The organism is Streptomyces sp. NPDC107538 (assembly GCF_055657445.1).
Map to the genome: position 1 here is coordinate 560193 of NZ_JBVKAY010000006.1, position 23927 is coordinate 584119.

The window sequence follows — 23927 nt, forward strand, 5'->3', positions numbered from 1 at the left end:
ACCGCGTGGGTTCAGCGCCGCCTCGGCCGCGTCAGTTCGAACCACACGGTCTTGCCCGCGCCCGTCCGGCTGGTCCCCCACTCGCGGGCCAGGGTGGTCAGGACGCGCAGCCCGCGGCCGTGCTCGTCGGTGGGCGCCGCGCTGAGCAGGGTCGGCAGGGTGGGGTCGTCGTCGTAGACCTCGCACTGCAGGGTGTCGCCGCGGACCAGGCGGAGTTCGACACGGCGTCCGCGCGCGTGCCGTACAGCGTTGGTGACGAGTTCGCCGACGAGGAGGACGGTGGTGTCCACGAGGGTGTCGAGGCCCCAGACGTGGAGCTGTTCGCGGACGACGGCACGCGCGCGTGCGACCTCGGCCGGGTCGGGGGCGAGGCGCCACTCGGCGACGTCCTCGGGTTCGATGCCGTTGAGCCGGGCCATCAGCAGGGCCACGTCGTCCTTGCGGCCGCCGCGTGTGTTGAGGGCCCGGATGATGGTGTCGCAGGCGTCGTCCATGGAGGCGGCCGGGTGGGCGGCGGACTCGCAGAGCGTGGCGAGGCCCACGCCGATGTCCTCGCCGCGTACCTCGACCAGTCCGTCGGTGCACATCACCAGCCGGTCACCGGGCTCCACGCGCACGCGTACCGCCTCGAACGGCACCCCACCGACACCGATGGGCGCGCCCGTGGGCAGGTCGAGGAGTTCGCTGCGGCCGTCCACCGCGCGGACCAGGACGGGCGGGATGTGCCCGGCGTTGGCGAGGTGCAGTTCGCCCGCGATGGGGTCGTAGACGGCGTAGAGACAGGTGGCGAGATAGTGCTCGCCGAGGCGCTGGGCGAGGTCGTCGAGGTTGCGCAGCAGCTGCGCGGGCGGCAGGTCCAGGGCGGCCATGGTCTGTACGGCGGTGCGCAACTGGCCCATCATCGCGGCGGAGTTGAGGCCGTGCCCCATGACGTCGCCGACGACCAGGGCGGTGCGGGCGCCGGGCAGTTTCACCGAGTCGAACCAGTCGCCGCCGACGCGCCCGAGCAGGGTGCCCGGGAGATAGCGGGTGGCGATGTCGCAGCCCGCCATGTGGGCCTCGATCTGCGGGAGCATGCTGTCCTGGAGCGTCTCGGCGACGTTCTCCTGGTAGGTGTACATGCGGGCGTTGTCGAGGACGAGGCCCGCGCGGGCGGCGAGTTCGGCGCCGGTGACGCGGTCCATGTCGTCGAAGACCTCGCGCTCCGGGTGGCGCAGCAGGATCATGAAGCCGAGGACGACGTTGCGGGCCTTCAGCGGGACGACCAGCATGGAGCGGCCCGTGATCAGCGGCCGGATGTCGCGCTTCTCGAACTGCGCGGCGATCGCGTGCCCCATCTGCTCGCTGATACGCGGCACGAGGACGGGCTCACCGCTGGTCATGCACTGGAAGAACGGGGTGTGCGCCGGGAAGGGCATGGCCTCACCGACGGGCACCACGTCGTCCCAGCGGCCCGGCTCGTCCGTGTGCTCGATGGCCACCCGGTGCCACATGGTGGTGGTGTCCGGCACACCGTCGGGAAAGCCCTCGCCGGCGACGACCTGTTCACGCAGATAGGTACCGGCGACGTCGGTGAAGCGGGGCACGACCGCCCTGCTGACCTCGACGATGGTCCGGGACAGGTCCAGGGAGGTGCCGATACGTCCGCTGACCTCGTTGAGGAACTCCAGGCGTTCGCGTACGGCCGCGTATTCGAGGTCCTCGCCCTCGTCCCGCGCGTCCTCCGGTACCGGGAGCCCGTCCGCGACGGCGCGCGCGGCCCTTTCACGGCGCGCCCGCCGCTCCGCGCGCCGGGGCACGCCCCAGTCGGGGGTGACGGGCACCCGGTCGTTCTGGCTGAACTCCAGGACCGGATAGCCCAGTTCGAGGACCTGGGCGACGATGCGGGCGCTCTCGCCGACGCTCATGCTGGGCAGGATCTCGGGGAGCCTGCGGGCCAGTTCCTCGGCGCCGGGGAAGTCGGTGTGCAGGGCGAAGCCGGGCGCGATGCGTTCGACGGCCACGGCGGTCACGGCCGTCTCGTCGTCCCGTCCGCGCAGGGTCTCGGCGTCGGCGGCCAGCACGAGGAGCCGCTCCCGGCCGGGGCCGACCAGGGGGTACGCCCACCACAGGACGTCGATCCGGTCGCGGCCCGGCACGGTGAGCCGGGCGCGCCCTGCCGCCGGGTAGGACAGCTGGCCGTCGAGAGAGGTCTCCAGGTCGTGGCCGAGGGCGTCGTACGCACCGTACGCCCCGCGGAAAGGGGTCTCGTCCTCGTCGGGGAGGGCGCCGGAGACGGGCAGCAGGTCGAGGGCCGGGCGGCCCACCGCGTCGTCCTTGGTGGTGCCGAAGAGCCGGCGTGCGCCGGTGCTCCAGTGCGACACGAGGCCGCCGCGGTCGACGACGACCACGGCCAGGGGGATACGGCCGACCTCGGTGTGCTCCGCCGAGCCGGCACCGGCTCCGTGGTTGGTGGTCGCACCCGTGTCGGTGCCACGGTCCATGGCCAAGGCCCTTTCTCCCCACGGTTCGCAAGATCTGCGCCGCCTTCACTACCGTACGACCGCGTAGCGTCGCGATGTGTGGCAATACGCGAATTGCTCCGCGGGAGGCTCCGGCGCACGCGCAGGTCGTACGGACGGCGCACGACCACTCGCACGCCCCCGCCCCACCACCGGCGCACGCGGTGCCGCCGACGCCCCCGGTCCGCTCGGTCCGCTCGGTCCGCCGGGTCCGCTCAGTCCGCGTACCCCAGCTGGAGATCCCGTTCCGCCCTGCCCCCGGCGGCGATCTGGAGGACCGTCGCGACGGGCGGATAGCCGGTGGCGATGACCGTGTACTCGCCGAAGGAGAGGTCGACGAACCGGAACGTTCCGTCGATACCGGTGGTGAGGGTGTCGACCACGTTCCCGGCGGCGTCGAGCAGCGTCACGCGCGCGTCCTCCACCGGTCGGCCGCCCCCGGCGCGGACGGTGCCCCGCAGGACGGCGCCCCCGGCGAGTTCGATGTCCTGGCGGGTCTCGCGGGCGGCCCGGACGGTGACAGGGAGCGCGGCGGGACGGTAGGCGTGGGCGCTCGCCGCGAGGGTGTACTCCCCGGCGACCAGCTCGGTGACGAGGTACTCGCCCTCCTCCCCGCTGCGGGTGGTGACGACGACCTCGCCGTGCACATCGGTGAGCGTGACGGTCGCGTCGCCGACCGCCCGGCCGTCCGCCGTGCGCACCGTCCCGGCCAGGCGCCCGGCGCCGCCGAGCACGATGTCGACCTCGACGGGCCGCTCCCCGACGGTGACGCTCACGGCCTGCGGCTGATGGCCCCCGGCGGCGGCGATCAGCACGTACGCGCCCGGCCCGGGGGTGGACAGCGCGTACCGCCCGTCCTCGCCGCTGCCGCCCCGCCCGGTCTGCCGGCCGGTGCCGTCGATGAGGGTGAGCGCGGCCCGGGGCACCACGGTGCCGTCGGAATGCTGGACGGTCCCGCGGACGGGCACCCCGGGGACGTACGGCGAACGCGCGTGCGGGATCTGCGGGATCTGCACGGAGGACGCGGGCCCGGCCCCGGCCCCGTACCCGAAGTCGGACTCGGACTCGGACGTGAACTCGGCCCTGAACCCGGGCTCGGCCTCGGCCTCGGCCTCCACCTCCACCTCCACCTCGGCCTCGGCCTCGGCGGAAACCTCGTCGAAGGCCACCGGTGTTTTCTCCTTGAGGAAGCAGGCGATGAGGAGCCCGAGGACGAGCACCGGTGTGAGGTACAGGAAGATCCTCGGCATGGCCTCCGCGTAGGCCGCGACGTAGGTGCCGCGCAGCGGCGCGGGCAGGGTGTGGACGAGGCCGGGGGTGAGGGAGCCGGGGTCGGGGAGGACGGCGCCCGTGCGCTCCGGGGGGCGGTCGGCGAGCCGGGCCGTCAGGAGCGCGCCGAACGCGGCCACGCCCACGCTGCCGCCGATCTGCCGGAGGTAGTTCCCCGCGGCGGTGGCGGGCCCGATGTCCTCGGGGCGTACGGAGTTCTGCACGGCGAGGATCAGGACCGGCATGACCATGCCGATGCCGGCACCGAGGACGGCCGTCCAGATGCCGAACTGGAGCCGGGGCGTGTCCGTCTCCAGCCGGGACAGCAGCCAGACGCCCAGCGCGGTCAGGGCGGTGCCGAGGACGGGGTACGTCCGGTAGTGCCCGGTGCGGGCGATGAGCCGGCCGGAGACGACGGACGCGCCGACGATGCCGGTCATCATCGGCAGCATGAGCAGTCCGGCCTCGGTGGCGGAGATCCCGCCGGCCATCCGCAGCTGGGTCGGCAGATACCCGGCGGTGGTGAACAGGGCGACGCCGACGGCGGCCCCCACGAGGCCGGTCACGACGAAGGCCGGGTCCCTGAACAGCCGCAGCGGGACCAGGGGGTGGACGGCGAACCGCTCGGCGACGAGGAAGAGGGCGGTCGCGGCGACCGCGCCGGCGGCGAGACCGAGGACGGGCCGCGAGGTCCAGGCGTACGTGGTGCCGCCCCATCCGGCCAGCAGGACCACGCAGGTCGAGGCGGCGGCGAGCAGCAGGGTCCCCAGGACGTCGAGACGGCCCTTGGCCGCGGACCTCGGCAGGCGCGCCGCGAAGGTGACGACGGCCAGGGCGACGAGGCCGAGGGGCACGTTGAGGTGGAAGCACCAGCGCCAGGACAGGTGGTCGGTGAGCCATCCCCCGAGCAGCGGTCCGGCGACGGAGGCGAGGCCGAACACCGCGCCCACCAGGCCCAGATAACGGCCCCGGTGCCGGGTGGGCAGGATGTCGGCCATGATCGTCTGCACACCGATCATGAGGCCGCCCGCGCCGACGCCCTGGAGCGCGCGGAACGCGATGAGCTGGTCCATGCTCCGGGAGAAGCCGGCGAGCGCGGAACCGGCCACGAAGACCACGAGCGCGCACTGGAAGGCGCCCTTGCGGCCCCGGAGTTCGGCGAGCCGGCCGTAGACGGGCAGGGTGACGGTGGCGGTGAGCAGATAGGCGGTGATCGCCCAGGACATCCGGTCCACGCCGTGCAGCTCGCCGACGATCTCGGGGAGGGCGGTGGCGACGACCATCTGCTCCAGCGCGGCGAGGAGCAGGACGAGCAGCAGGGCGGCGAAGACCAACCGGACGCGGTGCGGGCCGAGTCCGGGAGGTCCGTCCGCCGCCGGCGGTGGAGCGGGTGTGGTGGCCGGTTCGTCCTTCACCAGTGTGGTCGCGCCCATGCGTACCGCTCCCCTCGTCGCACTTACCGCACAATTCCCGCGTTAAGCGGCAACTGTCGGTAAGTGCGGCGAGTTACGGCATTCCGGGGAGCGTCACGGAGATCCACTCGAACCGGTGAGGGGGGCAACGAACCCCGGATGACGGCCGGTTGGGCCGGGCATCCTCGGTGTTCCCGGTGCTACTTCTCCAGTTCGGCGGCCAGGTTGGCGAGCAGGGCGTCGTAGATCCGGGCGAGGCCCTTGGGGGCGAAGGTCTTCTCGAAGAAGCCGCCGATGCCGCCGGCGCCCTGCCAGGTGCTGGTGACGACGACACGGGAGCCACCCTCGCCGGCCGGGGTGACCCGCCAGACGGTGACCATGGAGGAGTTGCGGTCCTTCTCGACGAGCTCGCCGTCGGAGGGCTCGGTGACCTCCAGGAGGCAGTCACGGACGCGCTTCTTGGTGGCCTGCAGCTTCCAGTGGACGAGGGTGCCCTCGCCGTCGCCGCCCTCGCGCACCTCGTACTCGCTGAAGTGCTGCGGCATCAGCTTCTCGCGCGCGCCGTTGTACTCGGCGAGGGTGTCGAACACCGTCTCCGCGTCCGCCGCGACGACCCGTTCGGTCGTGGCCTCGACCTGCGCCATTGCACTTCCTCCAGCACTTGGTAACTCGGGGATGTGCGGAAAGCCAACCACCCCCCGGCCGGAGGGCCCAAATCGGGGTGCCCCTGAGGCCCGCGACGGCCCGCCCGGAGGACCCCCGGCAGCCCCGCGACAGCCCTCAGGAGAGCCCCGCGACAGCCTCCCGACGAGACCTCCACACGATGTTAGAAAACCAGACCGAGAACTCCGCCACGGTCCGGGCGAAGACGATCGTGAACCGGGTGCCGGGCGCCTCCCGGATGCCGTGCGAATGGACCGTGAACCCGTACCGGGGCTGCACGCACGCGTGCGTGGGTCGCGGTAGCGGCTCGTGTGAGGGCGACCGTGTCAGCGACGATGTCCCGTAGGGGGTGGGTCTAGCGTCCGCTGGTGTACGCCTGCCGAGCACGGATGCCGCGGCCGAGTCAGCAGTCGATCTCTCAGCGGGCTCGCATCGGCAGGCTGACGGCGGAGGGATGGTCAGGGTCGTGAACCACCGTCTGCAGGGCGGCTTTCAAGTGGGCGGCCGTGTGCCGGGGTTCGCCGGTCCCGGGGTTGCGGTTGTACTGGGGAAACGCGCCGCTGGATATCTGGATGCGGATACGGTGGCCGACCCGGAACAGATAGGCGGTGGGCGACAGGGTGACGGTGACGCATGAGAGTTCGTCGGCCTGTGTGACGCCGGTGAGGCCGTCACAGACGTTGGTGGAACGGCCCGCGGGGTCGACGTCGCAGACGCGGACGAACACGTCGGCATGCGGCAGGTTGGAGCGGAACCAGATGTCGGCGCCGACATCGCCGATCATCTCCATGTCGTCGGTAAGGGCGTCGCTGGTGTAAGTGAGGACATCGGGGCGGGCTTCCAGTGCGGTGTTGTCGACGCGGCCGGCCTTGACGCCGGGCAGCATGCGTACGCCGCCGACGGCCGGGGTGGGGTCGGCCGGATCGTAACGGTAGGAGTCCGGTGTCGAGGCGGGCGGCGGGTCTAGGGCCAGGCGGCCGGCGGGATGCAGGTGGAAGCGCTGAGGCGCGTATCCGGGCGGTGGCCAGGCCGCCAGGTCGCGCCACTCCTCCGCACCCATGACGAACACGCGCACCGGTGCCCGTTCGGCGGGCGCGATGCCTCGGGCGTGCGCCATTCCGAACTCAAGGGTCTCCTCCAGCATGGTGGTCAAGACGGGGACCGAAGTGTGCGACCAGGGGCCGACGGTGAGACGGGGACGACGGCCGGCAGCCTGCAGACGCGTGTAGTCACGGAGTTGGCCGATCAGGAACACGTCGAACCAGCCGCCCACCAGGCTGGTGGGGACGGTCACGTCCGGAACTCGGTCGCTGGCGTCGTTGAAAGACCAGAACGGGGAGTCGGCCTCATGGGCCAGGAAGTCCTGGATGATGTCGGACCGGCGACCGAGCGCGACCTGATCGGCGCCGGAGAGCGGCAATACGGCCTCGGCGCGGCGGCGTCGGCGAGCACCCAACAGGAATCGGGGCATCGCCCAGCGTCGTTCCTGCCCTTCGACGAGCAGGCCCCAACCGAACAGCGATTCCAGGCCGAACGCTTCCCTTCGCAGGAAGGCCAGGCCCAACTCCGACTCGGCCACTGCGGGGATCATCGCCTTGACCTGGGCGGGCAGCTGGTCGGCCATCGCCCACTGGGTGTATCCGAGGTAGCTGGGCCCGCACAGCACCATGGATCCGCCGAACCATGGCTGCTTGCACACCCAGTCGACCGCGTCGATTCCGTCGAGCCGTTCGTCACGTAGCGGGTCGAAGTGCCCACCGGAGCCGGCCGTGCCGCGACTGCTCTGCAGTACCACCTGGAACCCACGTTCGGCCAGTGGCCGGGCCAGCTGCAGAGCAGCGAACCCGCCACGCCCGTAGGGAGTGCGCATCAGCACAGTGGGCAGGCCCTCGCCTCCGGTGCGTGGCGCCCACCGGTCGGCCAGCAGCACGGTGCCGTCCCGCACCGGGACCTCGAGATCACGCTGGATCACGAGGTCCCGGGTCATCGGCTTCGGCAGACCCATCGTCCTCTCGAGGAGCAGGCTGGTCACAGGTGGTCTTCTCACGGGGCTCCTCCGTGGGGCGTGGGGCAGCGGGCCGGTCGCGGTTCGCGTCGGTGAGGACGGACTGGATACGCAGGAGGCGCTCGGCGAAGTCGTCCGGATCCAGCGGGACGGGCCCGTTGACCAGCCACTCGGTCAGCGCCATCGCCGCGGCGCCGGTGAGGAAATACGCCACCTCACCTGCGATCTGTTCGCTGAGGTCACCGAAATGCCGCCGGACGCCGACGAGGCTGTAAGGGTGGAACAGGCTGTTCACTGTTCTGATCGCGTCGTATGCGCACGAGCCGGTCAGCAGTGGGCGATAGAACTCGCTGTACTCGGCGAAATGACGGGCCAGCGTGAGCAAGGTGGGCATGTCGTCGAGATCCTGCGGCAGCTGCGGCAGCAGTTCCTGTGTCACCAGGTCGGCCGCAGCCGCCAGCAGCACTCCGTCACGGTCTCCGAAATGCAGGTACAGCACTCGACGGCTCACGTCCGCAGCCTCTGCCAAGTCCGTCGCCGTGACGGCGGTGGTGCCCCGCTCGCTGACCACGCGAACCGCCGCCGACAACAACGCCGACCGTGATCGCTGCACCCGGCGATCCCGTACCTCTGGGCTGCTCGGCAGATCGAATTCCACAGATCAGATGATGCGCGCCTGTTACTAAATATACAAGTGTTACTTTACGGATCGGGTGCGCTGCAGCTCGATCGCCGGGATGACCCGGCTGGTCTGGCGCTGGAACTCGGCGTACGCCGGCTGCAGGGCGCACTGCTTGGCGTAGATCTCGTCCCGCTCGGCACCTGTGAGCACCCGCGCGACCACCGGGTAGGTCTCGGTACCGAACTCGACGGTGGTCTCCGGGTGGGCCATCAGGTTGCGGTACCAGGACGGGTGCTCGTCGGCTCCGGGTTTGCTGGCGAAGACGAAGAGCCGGTCGCCCAGGCGCAGCGGTACCAGCGGAGTTACACGTTCGGTGCCGGACCTCACGCCGATGTGGTGCACCAGGACCAACGACAGGCCCTCGTACACGCCGCCGACCTTCCCGCCGCTCGCCCGGAACTCGGTGATCACGGCGCGGTTCCACTCGCTCGGGAGGAAGGCCCCCGGCCGATTCAGGTCAATCGTGTCTTCCATGGCAGCGACCCTAAGGATGCCCGGCCGCTCACCGCGACAACTCATGGCCGGCGATGTCGTCCTCATGCCGAACGGCCCGGCGCACACCTTGCGCAGCGCCCCGGACGCCGCGGTCGTCCTCCAGCAGTGCACAGAAGCACAGAAAACCCAGGCCTGCGGAGGCGTGTTCCGCGTCGGCTCGGGAGAGATGCACACCAATATCCTGGGCGCCTCCTACGACTACGACCCGGCGGTGTCCAGGGAACTGACGCGCCCGCAGATCGCCTCCGCGTTCGTCCTCAACCGACTCGTGGACGTCTTTCTCGTCCAGCTGCTCCGCGTGTGGCTGACCGAGAAACCGGCCGAAGCACGAGGAACCTGGCTCGGCGTCCTCGGCGACCCGCTGGTCAATGCGGCTCTCACCAAACTCCACCAGGACCCGGCGAGACCGTGGACAACCGACCTGCTCGCGAGCGAGTTGGCGACCTCCCGCAGTACGCTCACCCGACGCTTCCGCGAGAGCACCGGCCGAACCCCCGGCGACTACCTCACCCAGTGGCGAATGGACCTTGCCGCCATCCGTCTCCGCGACACCGAGGACACGGTGGACACCATCGCCCGCACGGTCGGCTACACCTCGGTCTACGCGTTCAGCCGGGCCTTCCGGCGTGCTCGCGGCCAGGCTCCGGGGCGGTACCGCCACTCAACCCGCCAGGGCACCACACGAAACTCCTGAAGCTCACGGTCGAACGTCATCCCTCTCCCCGCATGGAGAGGGCCGAGCGGGAATCGCGATCCTGGGGCCCGGACACCCCCGCATGCGCCACACCGGAGCAGTGATCCCGGTGCAGGAATTCAGGGCCGCGTCAGGGCCTGTTCGGGGAAGACAGTGCCAGTCAGATCCTCGGAGATGGTCCACAGGCGTCGGGCCGAGGCCGGGTCGCTGGCTGCTGGCGAGCGACCGACAAGGGTTGGAGCTCCTTTCAACTCGCCGAAGCCGTCGGGGCCGACATAGCTTGCACCGGGCAAGTCCTGGACGGCGGCATACAGGCTGGGCAGCGCGCCGGCGTCGGTCTCCTGTGCGAGCAGGAAGACCACCAGCGGTTCGAGGACGCGAATGATGAGGCGGCGGTCTCGCTTGCTGAGGTTGCTCTTGGCCGCGCCGGGATGCGCGGCCAGGGCACGCACCGCCGAGCCCGCTTCGGCGAGCCTGCGCTGGAGTTCCAGGGTGAACAGCAGGTTGGCCAGCTTGGACTGGCCGTACGCCTTCTGAGGGACGTACTCGCCGATCAGGTTGAGGTTGTCGAAGTGGATACGCGGGCGGCCCGGCGCCTTGTGGGCACCGGAGGACACGGTCACCACGCGGTCGGTGATGTGGGGCAGCAACAGGTTCGTCAAGGCGAAGTGGCCCAGGTGATTGGTGCCGAACTGCATCTCGAAGCCGTCCTTCGTGGACGACACCGGGACGTTCATGACGCCGGCGTTGTTGATCAGCACGTCCACATCACCGTGCCAGCCGGCTGCGAACTCGCGTACAGAGGCGAGGTCGGCCAGATCGAGTCGGCGCACCTCCACGCTCCCCCGCACGCCGGCGGCTGCGGCCTCGCCGCGCTTCAAGTCCCGGACGGCGAGGACCACATGGGCGCCGGCGCCGGCCAACGCTTCGACGGTGGCCAGGCCGATCCCGCTGTTGGCACCGGTCACGACGACGATGCGGCCAGTTTGGTCGGGTATGTCAGTGATGCTCCACGCGCTGGATGCAGTAATCATGATTGCCAAAGTAGACGTCATCTACATTGTCGTCAACGTCTACAATGTAGTCACTGACAACACGCTTGTACGATGGCCCCATGCAGACTCGCCGCCGCCCCTACCACCACGGAGACCTTCGCGCCGCGCTGTTGGTCAGAGCCGAGGAGACGCTGCGGGACAAGGGGCCGGCCGCGCTCTCACTGCGTGAGCTCGCCCGCGACCTAGGCGTCAGCCATGGGGCGCCGAACCGTCACTTCCCGGACAAGCAGACGCTGCTGGACGCGCTGGCGCTGACCGGTTTCGAGCGGCTTCTCAAGATCAGCACGGCGGCTCAGGAGCGAGCTGGCGAGTCGTTCGCCGAGCGGCTGGGCACTGTGGCCCGCACCTACGTGGACTTCGCCCTCGCTAACGCCGCACTGCTCGACCTGATGTACGCCGTCAAGCACACGCCGGAGGCCTCGGAGGCACTGCGCGCGGCCGAGCGGCGCTTTGGCCAGCAGGTCGTCGACATGATCGGCGAGGGCCAGCGCCGGGGCGAGGTGCGGGAAGGGCCGTGGGAGCGCCTCGCCCTGCCGGTCTTCACCACCCTGCGCGGCTATGCCGGGCTGGCAGCCGGCGGAATGCACCCCACCGGGACAACCGAGCCCGGTCTGGACGACGTGATCGCGTACATCTTGCGAGGATGCGCGCCGGACTGACGCCCCGGAGCTGCGCCTGCTCCAAGGTGTTCGAGGATGCTCGACCGCGAGATGAGCGATGTCGAGGGTGCCCAGGGCGGCGTGAGGGATGCCCGCCACGAGCGGGGCGAAGACACGCTTCAGGTCCCGGCGTGCGTCGCACGTGGCCAGGGTGTCGCAGCACGCCGCGTACCCAGCCGGGTCGGCGTCGGCCAAGTTGCCGAGCAGCCCTGCGGCCGAGAGGCGTTTCAGCAGTGGCGGGCGTGGCGAACCAACGGGCGGGCCATTCGTCAGCAAGAGGTCGGTTCCCTCCGCCAGGCTCCGGCGGGGCCGAAGTACGCGGAGGAGCAGACCATGACCAACGAAGTGCTCTGGTCGGGCGTGACCGATGTGACGATTCGGCCGTTCGGGAGGGTGTGAGTACTCGGCCGTGGATCGTGGATGAGGACTTATGGGTGCTGATCGAGCCGCTGCTGCCGCCGTGGCCGGAGCGGTCGCCCGGGCCGAGGCCGGTGGCGGACCGGCTGTGTCTGCAGGGAATCCTGTACGTCCTCTACGGCGACACAGCCTGGCAACTGCTGCCGCGGGAACTGGGGTTCGACTCCGGACAGACGTGCTGGTGGCGTCTGGAGCGTTGGCAGCAGGCCGCTGTCTTCGACCAACTGCACCGCGTGTTACTCGCCGAACTGAAACGCGGCCGGCGAACTCGACAGGTCGAGAGCGTGTGTTGAGCAGGCGTGCCAGGGTTGGCAGTTGGCGGTACGAGGCCGGGCCCGTCAGGCTCACGCGCAGCACGCCCTCCACCCCGGCGGCGAAGCGCCCCGCCCGGGCCGCCGCCTCGTCGACGGCCTTGAGGATGCGCTCCACATCGGCGCGGAACACCTCACCCGCGCCGTCAGCGCGACCCGCCGGGGGGCGCGTGAACAGCTCCACGCCCAGTTCGCCCTCCAGGCGACGGATCGCCTGGGACAGCGGCGGCTGCGCCATGTGGAGGGCCTACGCGGCCTTTCCGAAATGGCGGGTCTCTGCGACGGCCAGGAAATACCGAAGATGCCTGAGTTCCATCGGGCTGCCCCTTTCTTAGTTCGGGGCCTCGAATGTTCCTAAGCCTATGGAGCCGACCCGATACCCCACAAATACCTGATGCGACGGTATTGAAACGAGCGAGATATCAATAGGCTCCTGGTCAACACTGAGGAAATACCCGAGGTATCCGCGCGGACGGCCATGTCACCCTCGTCAGGCCGACGGCCCCGCCATATGGCGGGGTCGGCTTCGGGGATTCCCGCCATCTGCGGGTGTCCCGGCGGGCACCGGTGTCCGAGAGTGGAGGGCACCCGCCTCCCGCCGTTCCCGAAGGAGAGAACGATGGCCAACCAGACGGCAGCAGACATTCTGGGCCCCTTGACCACCCGGCCCCCCGTGGACGCGGAGCTCGCGCCCGCCGAGGCGGCTTTTCGCCCGCTTTTTCCGGCCACGTCACCCGAGCACCTTGAGACGTCCCGGCAGCAGATAGTCGGGGGGATACCCGGAATGGATCCGGAGGATCTGACGGCGGGCGGCAGGGTGCGGGTGGAGGAGCGCCAGGTACCCGGGCCGGAGGGGGCGCCGGACATCACGCTGCTGATCCTCAGCCCCGTCGAGGACCGAGGCCCCAAAGCAGGCATCTTTCACATCCACGGTGGCGGGATGATCGCCGGGGACCGCCGCACAGGCGTAAGCGGGTTCCTCCCCTACGTGGTTGAGGGGAGCGCGGTCGTGGTGTCGGTCGAGTACCGCCTGGCGCCGGAGCATCCCGACCCCGCGCCGGTCGAGGACTGCTACGCCGGGTTGGTGTGGACGGCGAAGAACGCGGTTGAACTGGGCATCAACCCCGAGCGGCTGCTGGTCACCGGAGGCAGCGCCGGTGGTGGCCTCTCGGCGGGGACCGTATTGCTCGCCCGCGACCGTGCCTTTCCCCGGATCAGCCACCAGGTGCTGATCTGCCCGATGCTCGACGACCGCTTCGAGACGCACAGCAGCCGCATGGTGGACGGGGCCGGCTGGGACCGCGACAGCAACGTGTACGGGTGGACCTCCCTGCTCGGCGAGCGGCGCGGCGGTCCGGACGTGTCGCAGTACGCCGCGCCGGCCCGTGCCGAAGACCTCGCCGGTCTGCCGCGCACCTACATCGACACCGGCTCGGCGGAGTTGTTCCGTGACGAAGCCCTGATCTACGCTCGCCGCCTGTCCGAGGCAGGCGTGAGCGTCGACTTCCACATGTGGGGCGGCGGCTTCCACGGGTTCGACGGGATAGCGCCTCACGCGGCGATCTCGCGGGCCTCCCTCGCGACCCGTGACGAGTTCATCCGGCGGGCACTTGAGGAGTGAGCGGTTCGAGATCGGCTCTTGGGAGGCTCCGTTGCGTGATCTCATCGGCAGACTGGAAGTGGCCGACGACGCGGCAGCCAGTGCGCTGCGTGTGATCGACCACTTCGACCACCTGGTCGACGACCGGGCCCCGGTCGGGGCCGTGGTCCGGGCTGTGGCCGCCCTGGCGGGCTGCCCGGCCGGGCTGCACGACGCCGGCCGAGGGTTCACCCGACGGTATGACGCCGCAGGGCACTCTCTGCCCGAGACGGAGAGCCGTTCCTGGGCGCAGGTGGCGGTTGCGGGCCGACCCGGTTCCCGGGTCTGGCTGGAGCGGACCGGCGAGCCGAGACCACTGGACGCCTTGATTCTCGAACGCTCGGCCAAGGCGGTCCAGACGCTCACGGAACATTCAGCCGATCGCTCCACCGACGCCGCGGTGCGGATCGCCTGCGACGCCGACGCTTCCGCGAGCGACCGGTACGACGCCGCCAAGCGGCTGGGGCTCACCGACAAGGTGACTGTCATCGTCTCCCCCGGGCCGGCGTCGCCTCACCACACACGAGTCGGCCGACACGCGGTCACCCTGGCCGCCGGCACACCGGCCCTCTCCCAGGACCTCCGGGCCGGGACTGCGATCGCCCAGCAGTCGGCACACCTGCCTACCGCCCTGGAGCAAGCCCGTCTGGCGCTGCGGCTGACCGACCGGGCGGGCGGACCCGGCCCGTCCTTGGTGGCGTACGAAGATCTCGGCGCTCTCGCCGTCCTGGCCGAGCGGGCCACGGCGCGGGAGGCGGCCGCCATCGCCGACGTACGCCGCCTGGACCAGACACTGGTCACACGTCCCTGGGTTATCGACACCCTCCAGGTAGTGCTGGACCATGCCAGCCTGCGGCAGGCGGCAGCCGGGCTGCACGTCCATCACTCGACCCTCCAGGAACGCCTGGTCTGGCTCGCAGCCCAGCTCGGATACGCAGTGACGAAGCCGGGCGGGCGTCAACGCGCCGGCGTCGCCGTGGCTTTCTGGCGCATCGCGCACAGCGAGGACGAGCTCGCCGACGATGGCTGACGGCAGCTGACGGCAGCTGACGGCACGGGAGACCGGCGCTACGGCCGGCGAGCGGCAAATTCCAGGCCGCCCAAGATGGATTCGGTCTCCCCTTCACGGCAAGCCTGCCGGTCGCCGGCGGCGACCGCGGCTGACGGCGGCGAGCGATGTAGCGTGCCAGGCATGGACGACCGTCCTGAGCAGCAGCGAAGCCTCGTCGGGTGGGCCGATGAGATCGCCGCACTGACCCGTGCGATCGACGCCGTCTGTGCCGGGCGGCCCGGGGTGGTGCTGGTCGAGGGGGCCGCGGGCATCGGCAAGAGTGCCCCCGTCGAGCACGACCTGCGCGCACAGCGGGCGCGCGTCGACCAGCCGTCACCCACCGTCCTGCCGGTGGCGGGCGTGGCCGGTCTCGACCGCGCGGTGGGCGTCCTGGATGGCGGACAGCGGGTAGACCTGCTCGACGATCGTGCGTGGTTCGCCGCGGTCCACGTAGCCGACCAGGCTTTCCATGTCGTCGCGCCGCATCTTCTCGGACATGAAACGCATCCGGGGGCCGGGGAGCAGCACGGAGAGCAGGGCGAACGGGAGGCCCTTCACTGATCTGCAGCACCTCCGACCCACCGGACCGGTCGAGCTGGGCCGCCCTCATCTTGCCGTTCGGCATGGTCATGCGCCTGTCTGAAGTGTCAGACCGGGTTCTCGGTCTGGATGTTGCGGACTACGTCGAGCGCGTCGCTGACGTGCTGGTCCGTATTGGTCAGCGAGTTGAAGGCATCCCGGACCGTCCCCTGACGGTCGATGACGTAAGAGGGCGGTATGTAGGCCAATGCCTGTTTCGGCTTGGGTACAGCTCAGGCTGAGCGACCGGTCGCGATGGCGTGCTTGACGCACCTGGCATGGGTAGCTGAGCTGGGGCTTTGGCCGTCCGCCGGCTGTGCCGGAGCAGTCACTCGGTCGAAGCTACACCTTGCCTGATCGCGGCGATGGCGTCGCTGGCCCAGGGTGGTCATGTCTACGCTGGCGGCGTGACATTGGTGTGGGTGACGGGCAATTCAGGGACTGGCAAGTCCACGGTCTGCGGGGTGTTACGAGCGCGTGGCCACGTCGCGCTCGACGCCGACGAGGACGGCTTCAGTCGCTGGATCGACCGGGCGAACGGCGAGGTCGTAACGGATCCCCCGTATCCGGTTCCCGGCGGCTGGCTCGATCGATACGGGTGGGAGATCGTCCGCGAGCGCGTTGAGACCCTCGTCAAGGAGTCTCGTTCCCGAATCGCGTTCTTGTGCGGGTCGGCGGAGAACGAGGCAGACATCCTCGATCTTTGCGACGCCATCGTGTGCCTGGTGATCGACGAGGACACCCTCCGCCACCGGCTCGCGAACCGCACTACGAACCCATTCGGTCAACATCCCGAAGAGCTCGCAGCGGCCCTGAAGTGGAATCCTCGGATGCGAGCGATCTACGAAAGCCATGGCGCGACGATCATCGATGCGACCAAGCCGGTCACCGTGGTGGTGGACAGCGTGATCGACGCAGTCCAGGAGCTGAGAGGCGGTGCGTAAGTCGATGTCCGTTTCGCGCTTTCGGGAGAGGCAAGCGCGCTGGCCGCAGTGTCGCCGGGCGGCTACGGCCGCGGCTGGGTGAACAAGCCCTGCTCCGTCTCGACCAGGATTCTGCGCTCGGTCAGCCGCTTGCGCTTCAGTCGAGTGTTGTTGATGTTGTTGGGCGCGATCTCCAGGTCCATCGCCTCGCTCGCATACCGCCCTCTAACGAGTTGGTGCGTGATAGCGGGTGAGGTGGGCTGGTCTGGTTGAGGATCGCTGGTCAGGTTTGAGCGGTGCGGTCGGGGACGAGGCCGGCGATGGCGCGGTAGGTGTCGGGTAGACGGTCGCGGCGGTGGGTGAAGCGCGTCAGTTGCTTCCAGCGTTTGTGGTCGGCGAGAGCGTGCTCGACGGTGATGCGGTCGGAGGAGTGCTCGTGGCGGTCCCGCTCCCACTGTTCGACTCCGCCGGGCAGTGCTCCCGGGCGCGGCTTTCTGGGCGGTGTGATCGCTTGCCCGCGGTGGTCGCGGCTTAGGCCCAGGTAGCCGTCGTCCAGGAGGACCTCGACGTCGGGGAAGTGCTGGAAGCACACGGCGATGCCTTCGTTGCGGACGGCCGTGGCATCGTGCATTCGACCAGGCCGCAGGGCGTCGGCCCAAAACGTGCGGCCTCGCCGGTCGGCGATGACGGTGGCCTTCATCGTGTCTGCTTCTTCTTCCCCGAGACGAACGCGCGCCGACCACCACGCCCGGCCGGTGGTCGGCGGACCTGAATCTCCGTGGCGTCCAGGCGCAGCTCGACGCCCTCGGCCTGTGCGTAGGCGAACACATCCGGCAGCGTCCGAAGACGCAGGCCAGGGCGGTCGGGGACCGCGCACCCCCGCTCGGCCAGGAGCGTGCGCACTTCTCCGATCGCGCGGGTGACAGTGGAGCGGTCGACACCGAACAGGAGCCCCAGCACCGCGTGCGGCAGGTTGTGCCGCAGATGGATCAGCGTGGCCACCAGTCGGTCGACGAACACCAACTGGTGGCGGGCACCCGCTCCTGCAGCCCGCTTACGGATCCCGCCTCGCGCAGCATGACGGCGGCCCTCGACTCCGGCCTGTCACGGCACCGCCAACTCCGCGACCAGACGGGCGAGATGACGCCGGGAGATCCCCGTGAACAGCCGATGCGCCAGCACTGCCCGATTGACCATGATCGCCACAGCCGGATCATGCCACCGGTCGGAGCACGACGCCTCACCCGCTGTCACGCACCAACTCGTAAGTGGTGCCCTGCCCCGAGCTGAGCCCACCCAGCAGGAGGTCACCGAGTTCGGAGAAGGCGTCGCCGGCGGTCAGGCCGGTCCTCTCAAGGAGGACCCCCGACTGGACCGCGTCGATGGTGACTGCCACGACCTGGGCGGCGAAGTGGCCGTTGAGCGCGCGGAAGACGCCGGTCCGAACGCCCTCTTCGATCAGTTCGTGGACCCGGTGCGCCGCGGCGGCGGAGTTCTTGCGGTAGATCTGTGCGGTCGGTTCGTAACCGACCATGTCGTCGTAGAAGGCATGGGAATGCCGGCGCATGGCCGTGCCGACGCCGGTGAGGTACACGCGGATCCGCTGCCTAGGGTCGGGCTCGGCCTGGACAGCCTGCTCGATCTCGACTGTCGCATCCCGAAAAAAGGCGCGGGTGACGGCCAGCACCAGCTGTTCCTTGGTGGAGGCGAGGCTGTACAGCGTCGCCTTGGAGCACTCCAGCCGCTGGGCGAGGTCGTCCATGGTCACCGCGGTGAAGCCTTCGGCCAGGATGATCGCCTCGGCCTGGATCAGCAGTTCGTCCCGTCGGCGAGTGTCGACGACCCGCCTGCGTGCCGTGCGGCGCGGGCGGCGGTCACGCGAGTCAGTTTTAGCCGTCACCGCAGCAGTCTCCCATGAGGATCTCCACCTGAAGCGACGGGTGATCGTCCGAACCGGAAGACCGACCCCTCGCCAAGTGGGTACCAGCGTACCGCATAACGTACCCACACGGTGAGTGGCGTTCAGGCGACGGGCCAGGGACTTGCAGGCGCCGTCGCACTGATCACCGGGGTCCGAGAATCAGCGTCGGCGATCCAGGCCGGAGATCGATGTAAGTGCGAGCGGGAAGGGAGACGACACCGGTGACGTCGGTGCGCGCGAACGACGCCGTGGCGGCGATGTCCAGGTGCGAGGCCCACGAGGCGCGGAAGTCGCTGGGCGGCGGTGGCGCAACACGCCGTCTTCGCGGACGCCTGCGATGAGGCGGCAGAGGCGGGTTCTGCAGGTAGAACCGGGGCTCGATCACGGCGTGGGAGACATTGCTGTCCGCCAGTTCGGCGGCAAGCACCGAGACGGCGCTCTCGGCCGAGTCGTCCCGAGGGTTCTCGCCCTGGCGTCGAGGACCTCGCGCTTTCCTCCGCCGAGAGGGGTGAGCCGGGCCGTGACAGTCCCCGACGGCGAGCCCGCAGTCACCGCGTGATCGTCGGAGCAGCGTTATCGGATCGAGGATCCGATGGAGATGCCGCCGTCGACGTCGAGGACGATGCCGGTGATGTAGCCGGCGGCTTCGCTTGCGAGGAAGGCTGCGGCTTCGGCGATGTCCTCGGGCCTGCCGGTGTGGCGCATCGGGACCTTGTTGGTGAGTTTGTCGCGTGCGGGGCCGTTCATGGAGGCGAGCATGGGTGTCTCGATGAGGCCGGGGGCGATGGCGTTGGCGGTGATGCCGTGGCGGGCGCCTTCGAGTGCGAGGGTGCGGGTCATGCCGACGATGCCGGCCTTGGCGGCCACGTAGTTGGTCTGGCCGAAGTTCCCGCGCCATGACATGGAGGAGAAGCTGATGATGCGTCCGTAGCCCTGGCGTTTCATGGGGGCGAACGCGGCGCGGGCGCAGTGGAAGCCGCCGGTGAGGCTGACGTCGATGACCGCGTGCCAGTCGTCGTCGGTGATGTCCTCTACGCGGTTGTCGCGGATGATGCCGGCGTTGTTGACCAGCACGTCGAGGCGGCCGAGATCGGCGGTGACACCGGTGATCCAGTCGTCGACCCGGGCGGAGTCGGTCACGTCCACCGTGTCGGTGCGGAGTTTCGCGTCGTGGGCGTCGGCAATGGCCCCGGCGGCGTCGGTGAGGGCCTGTTCGTTGACGTCGGCCAGGGCGACAGCAGCACCCTCGGCGGCGAACCGGGTCGCCATCGCGAGGCCGAGACCCTGCGCGGCTCCGGTGATGGCGACGACGCGCCCGGGGTAGCGGTTCACGGGGTGTCTGCTTTCGTGGTCCGGGGAGTGAGGAAGGCGCGCAAGGCGTCGGCCACCGAGCTGGCCTGCCAGTTGTCGGCGAAGGTGGCCAGTTCCTCGCGCAGGGCGTGCTCGGGGGCGATGCCGTCGATCCGGTGCAGCAGCGTCTTGAGCCGTTGCTGGGCGGGGCTGTGGCGGTCGGCCAGTTGCCGGCAGATGCGGGTGGCGGTGGCGTCGAGTTCGGCCTCGGGCACGATCGCCCGGATCCAGCCGGTGTTCTCGAAAGCGGTGGCGGGCAGCAGTTCGCCGGTGAGCAGGAGCCAGCGCGACAACCCGCGTCCGACCGCGTCGGGGAGCCGGACGCTGGATCCGCCGGCCGGTACCAGGCGCCGGTTGAGGTGTCCGTCGCCGATGAGCGTGGTGTCGGCGGCGACGACGACATCGCAGGCCAGGGCGAGTTCGAGGCCCCCGGCGACGGCGTGACCATGCAGGACGGCGACCCAGGGTTTCGGGCTGGCCGCGATGCGACTGAAGCAAGCTGACACGTCGGCCAGGAAGGCGACCGGGTTGTCACCCCGCTCGTGAAGTTCCAGGAACTGGTGGAAGTCCCCGCCGGCGCAGAAGCTCGGTCCCCGGCCGGCCACGGCGATGACCGCTGTGCCGGGGTCGGCCTCGGCGCTGGTGATCTGCTTGTCCAGGGCTTCGATGAGGGAGATGTCGAGGGCGTTGCGCCGCTCCGGGCGGTTGAGCAGCAGCCAGCGGACGGTGCCGCGTTGCTCGACGAGTAGAGGTTCGGTGTCGGTCAACGTGGCTCCGGGGTAGCGAGTTCGGTGTGTCGGCGGCTGCGCAGCAGGTAGCGCTGGATCTTGCCGCTGGGTGTCTTGGGCAGGGCGTCGATGAAGTGGATCGTGCGCGGATAGGCGTGGGCGGCGTAGCGGGTCTTGACCAACTGCTGGAGCTCGGTGGCCAGTTCTGGGGAGGCTTCGCCACCGTCGCGGAGGACGACGTACGCCTCGATGACCTCGCCGCGTACCTCGTCGGGTGCGCCGATGACGCTGCACTCGGCGACCGCGGGGTGCTGAGCGAGGACGCTCTCGATCTCGAACGGCCCGATCCGGTAACCGGCCATGATGATGACGTCGTCGTCGCGGGAGGAGAAGAAGAAGTCGCCGTCGGCGTCGACCCGGCCGGCGTCGCCCGTGAGGTACCAGCGGCCGTCGGCGGTGAACTTGGCGTCGCTCTGCCCTGGGATCTGGTACTCCCGGAAGGTCATCAGCGGGCTCGCCGCGACGTCGATCGCGACCCGGCCGAGCACGCCTGGTCCTGCGGGCTCGTCTTCTTGGTCGGCCAGGACCGTGAGGCTCCAGCCGGGCACCGGCCGGCCCATCGATCCCGTCTTGAGGGGGCGTGCGAGTTCGGGGTGGTGGTGGTTGGCCAGGGGCATGCCGACCTCGGTCTGGCCGAAGTGGTCGTGCACGGCCAGCCGGAGCGTGATACCGGCCCATTCGTTGACCTCGGGGGTCAGGGGCTCTCCCGCGCTGGACGCCCGTTGCAGGCGCAGCCCTTGGGGCACGGGCACCGGTGAGGAGCGCAGTCCCCGGTACACGGTGGGAGCGGCGGTGAAGTCGGTGACCTGGTGGTCGACCAGGGTCTGCCAGGTCGTCTCCGGAGAGAAGCCGCCGGACAGCAGCAGGCTGGGGATGCCGGCGGCCATCGGGGCGACGATGGCGGAGTACAGCCCGTAGGCCCAGCCGGGGTCGGCGGCGCACCAGTAGCTGCTGTCCCGGGTGACGCCGAGACCGTACTCCAGGTAGACCTGCCATCCGGCGATGTAGGAGACGGGGTGGATGACCCCTTTGGGCTTGCCGGTGGTGCCGGAGGTGAACATGTGCACCAGCGGTCCGTCCCCGCTGGTGGTGACGGCGGGCACCGGCTCGGGCGACGCGGCCGCGACGAGGTCTGCCAGCACCATGTCACCGTTCGAAGTGCCGGCTTGGGTGACCACGATGCGGCGCCGAGGGTCGTCCGGCATGTCGGAGCCCGGGTCGAGTTTGTGGCGCTGGTCCGGGTCGACGACCACGACGTGCGCACCCGCGCCCTCCAGACGCAGAGCGATGGCCTGGGGCGCGAACGCGGTGAACAGCGGGACGTAGACCGCGCCGAGCCGCCAGATCGCCAGGACGAGGGTGACCAGGTCGGTGCTCTTGCCCATCAGGGTCGCGACCCGGTCGCCCGGACCGACGCCAAGCCCCTGAAGCGCCCGCGCACAGCGGTGCGAGTCCGCCGCGAGCTCACCGAAGGACAGAGTGGAGACGTCACCGGCGGCATCGACAACGGTGAACGCCGGGCGGTCGGCGGGGTGCCGGTCGCACAGCAGCCAGGCCACGTCGAGGGAGGGTGCCTTGAATCGCGCGGTCAGTTCGGCGACCCGGTCGGCGGCGCTCACGGCTGGTCCTTGCGGTCGATGACCGGCAGGACCAGACGGCTGGGATGGTTCGGGCCGTGATGGATGTGGTTGACCGCGGGGATCATCTGCTCCTCGCTCTCCTGAGCGATGATGCCGCCGGTGTTGGTGTTGCGGTCGTAGCGGGGGAAGTTGCTGCTGGAGACGTCGACGCGGATGCGGTGACCGGGGAGGAACACGTTGGAGGTGGCGGTCATGTCGATGGTGATCTCGTAGACCGTGCCGGGGTCCATGAGCTCTTCCGCGGCGAGGCCGTTGCGGTAGCGTGCGCGCAGGATCCCGTCGCACAGGTTGATCGCTTTACCGTCGGGGAAGACGTCGACGAGCTTGGCGGTGAAGTCGGTGTCCACCGCCGAAGAAGAGACGAACAGCCTCAGGCTGACCGGACCGGTGACCTCGACAGCCTCCTCCAGGACGGGTCCGGCGAAACACAGGACGTCATCGCGGCCGGCGACGGTCCGCTGGTCGACCGGGCCGCAGAATCCGAATGTCGTCGGCATGGACGCCCCGCCGGCCGTGGGAACCGGGCGGCGCGGGTCGTAGAGGTAGGTGTCCTGTCGCGCGACGGTCGGCGGCTCGGTCGTCAGCACGCCGTCGCCGCCCGCCGTGTTGGCGTGGCCCTCGCTCGTGAGATGGAAGTCTGTCCACCTCGTGTCGGGGAGCGGCCACTCCTGCTCATCGCGCCACTCGTCGATACCCATCACGAAGATCTTCACCGGCGCCACGCCGTCCAGAGCACCGGTGTCGCCGCGGAGCCAGCGGTCGAAGAACTTCACATGCAGGTCCGTCAGACCCAGCACCTGAGCATTGGCCAACGGCCCGAAGGAGCGGTCGGGATAGACGCCCGTCGTGGACGCGTGATCCCACGGGCCGATGATCAGCCGCTGGCCCTCGCGTGCCTGTGCGCTGCCTGCCTGCCGGCGGGCGGCGGTGTAGGTGCGCACGGTCTGCCCGATGTAGAGGTCGTACCAGCCACCGATGTTCAGCGCCGGCACGGTGACGTTCTTGAGCTCTTGGGTGAGCTCCATGGCGTCCCAGTACTCGTCGTGGGACGGATGGGCCATCCAGTCGTCCCACCACTTCCCGTACGCCGCCAGGACCGGAACCTCCGCCGTCGGCAGCACATCGTTGAGAGGCTCCGGAAACAGCACCGCCTGACCGAGCTGCTGCAATTGGGACACGGAGCCCTCACCGGCCGCCAGCGACCGCTGCGCGTCAGCCGCGTACATCATGGCGTTCCACCACGTGACCAGGCTCAATGAGAGCGCGCCACCCGGGGAGAACCAGGGCGCCTCGTAGTTGTCGGTCGAGGTGAAGGTCGGAGCGATCGCTTTGAGGCCGGGGGCACCGCTCACGGCGGTTTCCCACTGGACCATGCCGAGGTAGGACGGCCCGTACATGCCCACCGTGCCGTCCGACCACGGCTGCTCGACGATCCATCCGACGGTGTCCTCGCCGTCGGCCCGGTCGGCCATGTGAGGAACGAACTCGCCTTCCGAGCGGAAGGTGCCCCGGCAGTCCTGCACCACTACCGCGTAGCCGGCCTCCAGCAAAGCAGGGAAGGAGGGCGTGATCTGGGCGATACTCACCGCGTCCTTGCCGTACGGCATGCGCACGAGCAACGTCGGAGCCGCCCCTTCGGCCGGGTGCCACACGTTGGCGGCGAGGGCTACGCCGTCACGCATCGGAATCCGGACATCTATGTCGTACAGGTGCTGCATCGGTGCTCCTCTTTGAGCTGGGAGGCATGGCTCCCGGACATGGGTACGTTAAAGAGAACATCAGTACCCTGTCAATTACCCCGAACGGCCGCTGTCCCTCGCCTCGTGTTATTGACCTGCGCGGATTTGGTTCGTGCCGCCCGGCGTGATCGACC

At 69.7% G+C, this 23927-nt stretch carries 21 protein-coding genes and 2 pseudogenes; 8 read left to right on the forward strand and 15 right to left on the reverse strand.

Annotation, left to right across the window (positions count from 1 at the left end; genetic code table 11):
- Window positions 1-11 precede the first annotated feature (11 nt).
- The 6 genes from ACZ7MG_RS24100 to ACZ7MG_RS24125 form a co-directional block, all read right to left on the reverse strand.
- Entirely contained in the window at window positions 12-2483 is a 2472-nt protein-coding gene (locus ACZ7MG_RS24100) for an ATP-binding SpoIIE family protein phosphatase (RefSeq protein WP_471383290.1), read from the reverse strand.
- Window positions 2484-2716: 233 nt separating this feature from the next.
- Window positions 2717-5203 (reverse strand): MFS transporter, encoded by a 2487-nt coding sequence (locus tag ACZ7MG_RS24105; RefSeq protein WP_471383292.1) that lies wholly within the window; start codon window positions 5201-5203, stop codon window positions 2717-2719.
- A gap of 179 nt (window positions 5204-5382) precedes the next feature.
- Entirely contained in the window at window positions 5383-5826 is a 444-nt protein-coding gene (locus tag ACZ7MG_RS24110) for an SRPBCC family protein (protein ID WP_471383294.1), read from the reverse strand.
- A gap of 437 nt (window positions 5827-6263) precedes the next feature.
- Window positions 6264-7877: a CocE/NonD family hydrolase gene (locus ACZ7MG_RS24115; protein WP_471383296.1), complete on the reverse strand. Its 1614-nt coding sequence runs from the start codon at window positions 7875-7877 to the stop codon at window positions 6264-6266.
- A complete protein-coding gene (locus tag ACZ7MG_RS24120) occupies window positions 7804-8508 on the reverse strand; it encodes a TetR/AcrR family transcriptional regulator (RefSeq protein WP_471383297.1) in 705 nt (234 codons plus the stop codon). The genes ACZ7MG_RS24115 and ACZ7MG_RS24120 overlap by 74 nt, the downstream gene beginning before the upstream one ends.
- Before the next feature lie 39 nt (window positions 8509-8547).
- Window positions 8548-9006: a nitroreductase/quinone reductase family protein gene (locus tag ACZ7MG_RS24125; RefSeq protein ID WP_471383298.1), complete on the reverse strand. Its 459-nt coding sequence runs from the start codon at window positions 9004-9006 to the stop codon at window positions 8548-8550.
- Here ACZ7MG_RS24125 and ACZ7MG_RS24130 point away from each other — a divergent pair.
- Complete coding sequence (locus ACZ7MG_RS24130; protein WP_471383299.1) at window positions 9005-9721, forward strand: AraC family transcriptional regulator; 717 nt, start codon at window positions 9005-9007, stop codon at window positions 9719-9721. The genes ACZ7MG_RS24125 and ACZ7MG_RS24130 overlap by 2 nt on opposite strands.
- Before the next feature lie 119 nt (window positions 9722-9840).
- Here the strand turns inward: ACZ7MG_RS24130 and ACZ7MG_RS24135 are convergent, their stop codons facing one another.
- A complete protein-coding gene (locus ACZ7MG_RS24135; protein ID WP_471383301.1) occupies window positions 9841-10755 on the reverse strand; it encodes an oxidoreductase in 915 nt (304 codons plus the stop codon).
- Window positions 10756-10835: 80 nt separating this feature from the next.
- Between ACZ7MG_RS24135 and ACZ7MG_RS24140 the strand changes: the two genes are divergently transcribed.
- The 6 genes and pseudogenes from ACZ7MG_RS24140 to ACZ7MG_RS24165 form a co-directional block, all read left to right on the forward strand.
- Window positions 10836-11435 carry a TetR/AcrR family transcriptional regulator gene (locus ACZ7MG_RS24140; RefSeq protein ID WP_471383303.1) on the forward strand — a complete coding sequence of 200 codons (600 nt, stop codon included), beginning with the start codon at window positions 10836-10838 and terminating at the stop codon, window positions 11433-11435.
- 36 nt (window positions 11436-11471) lie between these two features.
- Complete coding sequence (locus ACZ7MG_RS24145) at window positions 11472-11834, forward strand: hypothetical protein (RefSeq protein ID WP_471383305.1); 363 nt, start codon at window positions 11472-11474, stop codon at window positions 11832-11834.
- 17 nt (window positions 11835-11851) lie between these two features.
- Window positions 11852-12145, forward strand: coding sequence for a transposase (locus ACZ7MG_RS24150; RefSeq protein ID WP_471383307.1), 294 nt, complete (start codon window positions 11852-11854; stop codon window positions 12143-12145).
- 637 nt (window positions 12146-12782) lie between these two features.
- Window positions 12783-13784: an alpha/beta hydrolase gene (locus tag ACZ7MG_RS24155; RefSeq protein ID WP_471383308.1), complete on the forward strand. Its 1002-nt coding sequence runs from the start codon at window positions 12783-12785 to the stop codon at window positions 13782-13784.
- 31 nt (window positions 13785-13815) lie between these two features.
- Window positions 13816-14832, forward strand: a complete 1017-nt coding sequence (locus ACZ7MG_RS24160) for a helix-turn-helix domain-containing protein (RefSeq protein ID WP_471383309.1) — start codon at window positions 13816-13818, stop codon at window positions 14830-14832.
- A 162-nt stretch (window positions 14833-14994) separates the two neighbouring features.
- A pseudogene (locus ACZ7MG_RS24165) lies at window positions 14995-15159 on the forward strand (ATP-binding protein); the annotation flags it as partial.
- Between the two features lie 27 nt (window positions 15160-15186).
- Here ACZ7MG_RS24165 and ACZ7MG_RS24170 read toward each other — a convergent pair.
- Together ACZ7MG_RS24170 and ACZ7MG_RS24175 are read right to left on the reverse strand one after the other, a co-directional pair.
- A complete protein-coding gene (locus ACZ7MG_RS24170; RefSeq protein WP_471384002.1) occupies window positions 15187-15360 on the reverse strand; it encodes a zinc-binding dehydrogenase in 174 nt (57 codons plus the stop codon).
- 140 nt (window positions 15361-15500) lie between these two features.
- Window positions 15501-15641 carry a hypothetical protein gene (locus tag ACZ7MG_RS24175; protein WP_471383311.1) on the reverse strand — a complete coding sequence of 47 codons (141 nt, stop codon included), beginning with the start codon at window positions 15639-15641 and terminating at the stop codon, window positions 15501-15503.
- Window positions 15642-15797: 156 nt separating this feature from the next.
- Here ACZ7MG_RS24175 and ACZ7MG_RS24180 point away from each other — a divergent pair, with 156 nt between their 5' ends.
- Entirely contained in the window at window positions 15798-16376 is a 579-nt protein-coding gene (locus tag ACZ7MG_RS24180; RefSeq protein ID WP_471383313.1) for a hypothetical protein, read from the forward strand.
- 262 nt (window positions 16377-16638) lie between these two features.
- Here ACZ7MG_RS24180 and ACZ7MG_RS24185 read toward each other — a convergent pair.
- The 6 genes and pseudogenes from ACZ7MG_RS24185 to ACZ7MG_RS24210 form a co-directional block, all read right to left on the reverse strand.
- A pseudogene (locus ACZ7MG_RS24185) lies at window positions 16639-17552 on the reverse strand (transposase).
- A 43-nt stretch (window positions 17553-17595) separates the two neighbouring features.
- Window positions 17596-18255, reverse strand: a complete 660-nt coding sequence (locus tag ACZ7MG_RS24190) for a TetR/AcrR family transcriptional regulator (protein ID WP_471383315.1) — start codon at window positions 18253-18255, stop codon at window positions 17596-17598.
- A 594-nt stretch (window positions 18256-18849) separates the two neighbouring features.
- Window positions 18850-19608, reverse strand: coding sequence for an SDR family oxidoreductase (locus tag ACZ7MG_RS24195; RefSeq protein ID WP_471383316.1), 759 nt, complete (start codon window positions 19606-19608; stop codon window positions 18850-18852).
- On the reverse strand, window positions 19605-20393 hold the full coding sequence (locus ACZ7MG_RS24200) for an enoyl-CoA hydratase/isomerase family protein (RefSeq protein WP_471383317.1): 789 nt from the start codon (window positions 20391-20393) through the stop codon (window positions 19605-19607). Before ACZ7MG_RS24200 ends, ACZ7MG_RS24195 begins: the two co-directional genes overlap by 4 nt.
- Window positions 20390-22033, reverse strand: a complete 1644-nt coding sequence (locus ACZ7MG_RS24205; protein WP_471383320.1) for an AMP-binding protein — start codon at window positions 22031-22033, stop codon at window positions 20390-20392. Before ACZ7MG_RS24205 ends, ACZ7MG_RS24200 begins: the two co-directional genes overlap by 4 nt.
- Window positions 22030-23772, reverse strand: a complete 1743-nt coding sequence (locus ACZ7MG_RS24210) for a CocE/NonD family hydrolase (protein ID WP_471383323.1) — start codon at window positions 23770-23772, stop codon at window positions 22030-22032. The genes ACZ7MG_RS24205 and ACZ7MG_RS24210 overlap by 4 nt, the downstream gene beginning before the upstream one ends.
- Window positions 23773-23927: the final 155 nt, after the last annotated feature.

Coding starts and splice junctions, on each gene's coding strand:
- ACZ7MG_RS24100 (WP_471383290.1), bottom strand. CDS start 2,483: ATGGACCGTGGCACCGACACGGGTGCGACCACCAACCACGGAGCCGGT.
- ACZ7MG_RS24105 (WP_471383292.1), bottom strand. CDS start 5,203: ATGGGCGCGACCACACTGGTGAAGGACGAACCGGCCACCACACCCGCT.
- ACZ7MG_RS24110 (WP_471383294.1), bottom strand. CDS start 5,826: ATGGCGCAGGTCGAGGCCACGACCGAACGGGTCGTCGCGGCGGACGCG.
- ACZ7MG_RS24130 (WP_471383299.1), top strand. CDS start 9,005: ATGGCAGCGACCCTAAGGATGCCCGGCCGCTCACCGCGACAACTCATG.
- ACZ7MG_RS24125 (WP_471383298.1), bottom strand. CDS start 9,006: ATGGAAGACACGATTGACCTGAATCGGCCGGGGGCCTTCCTCCCGAGC.
- ACZ7MG_RS24135 (WP_471383301.1), bottom strand. CDS start 10,755: ATGATTACTGCATCCAGCGCGTGGAGCATCACTGACATACCCGACCAA.
- ACZ7MG_RS24140 (WP_471383303.1), top strand. CDS start 10,836: ATGCAGACTCGCCGCCGCCCCTACCACCACGGAGACCTTCGCGCCGCG.
- ACZ7MG_RS24145 (WP_471383305.1), top strand. CDS start 11,472: ATGCTCGACCGCGAGATGAGCGATGTCGAGGGTGCCCAGGGCGGCGTG.
- ACZ7MG_RS24155 (WP_471383308.1), top strand. CDS start 12,783: ATGGCCAACCAGACGGCAGCAGACATTCTGGGCCCCTTGACCACCCGG.
- ACZ7MG_RS24170 (WP_471384002.1), bottom strand. CDS start 15,360: ATGCGTTTCATGTCCGAGAAGATGCGGCGCGACGACATGGAAAGCCTG.
- ACZ7MG_RS24180 (WP_471383313.1), top strand. CDS start 15,798: ATGGCGTCGCTGGCCCAGGGTGGTCATGTCTACGCTGGCGGCGTGACA.
- ACZ7MG_RS24210 (WP_471383323.1), bottom strand. CDS start 23,772: ATGCAGCACCTGTACGACATAGATGTCCGGATTCCGATGCGTGACGGC.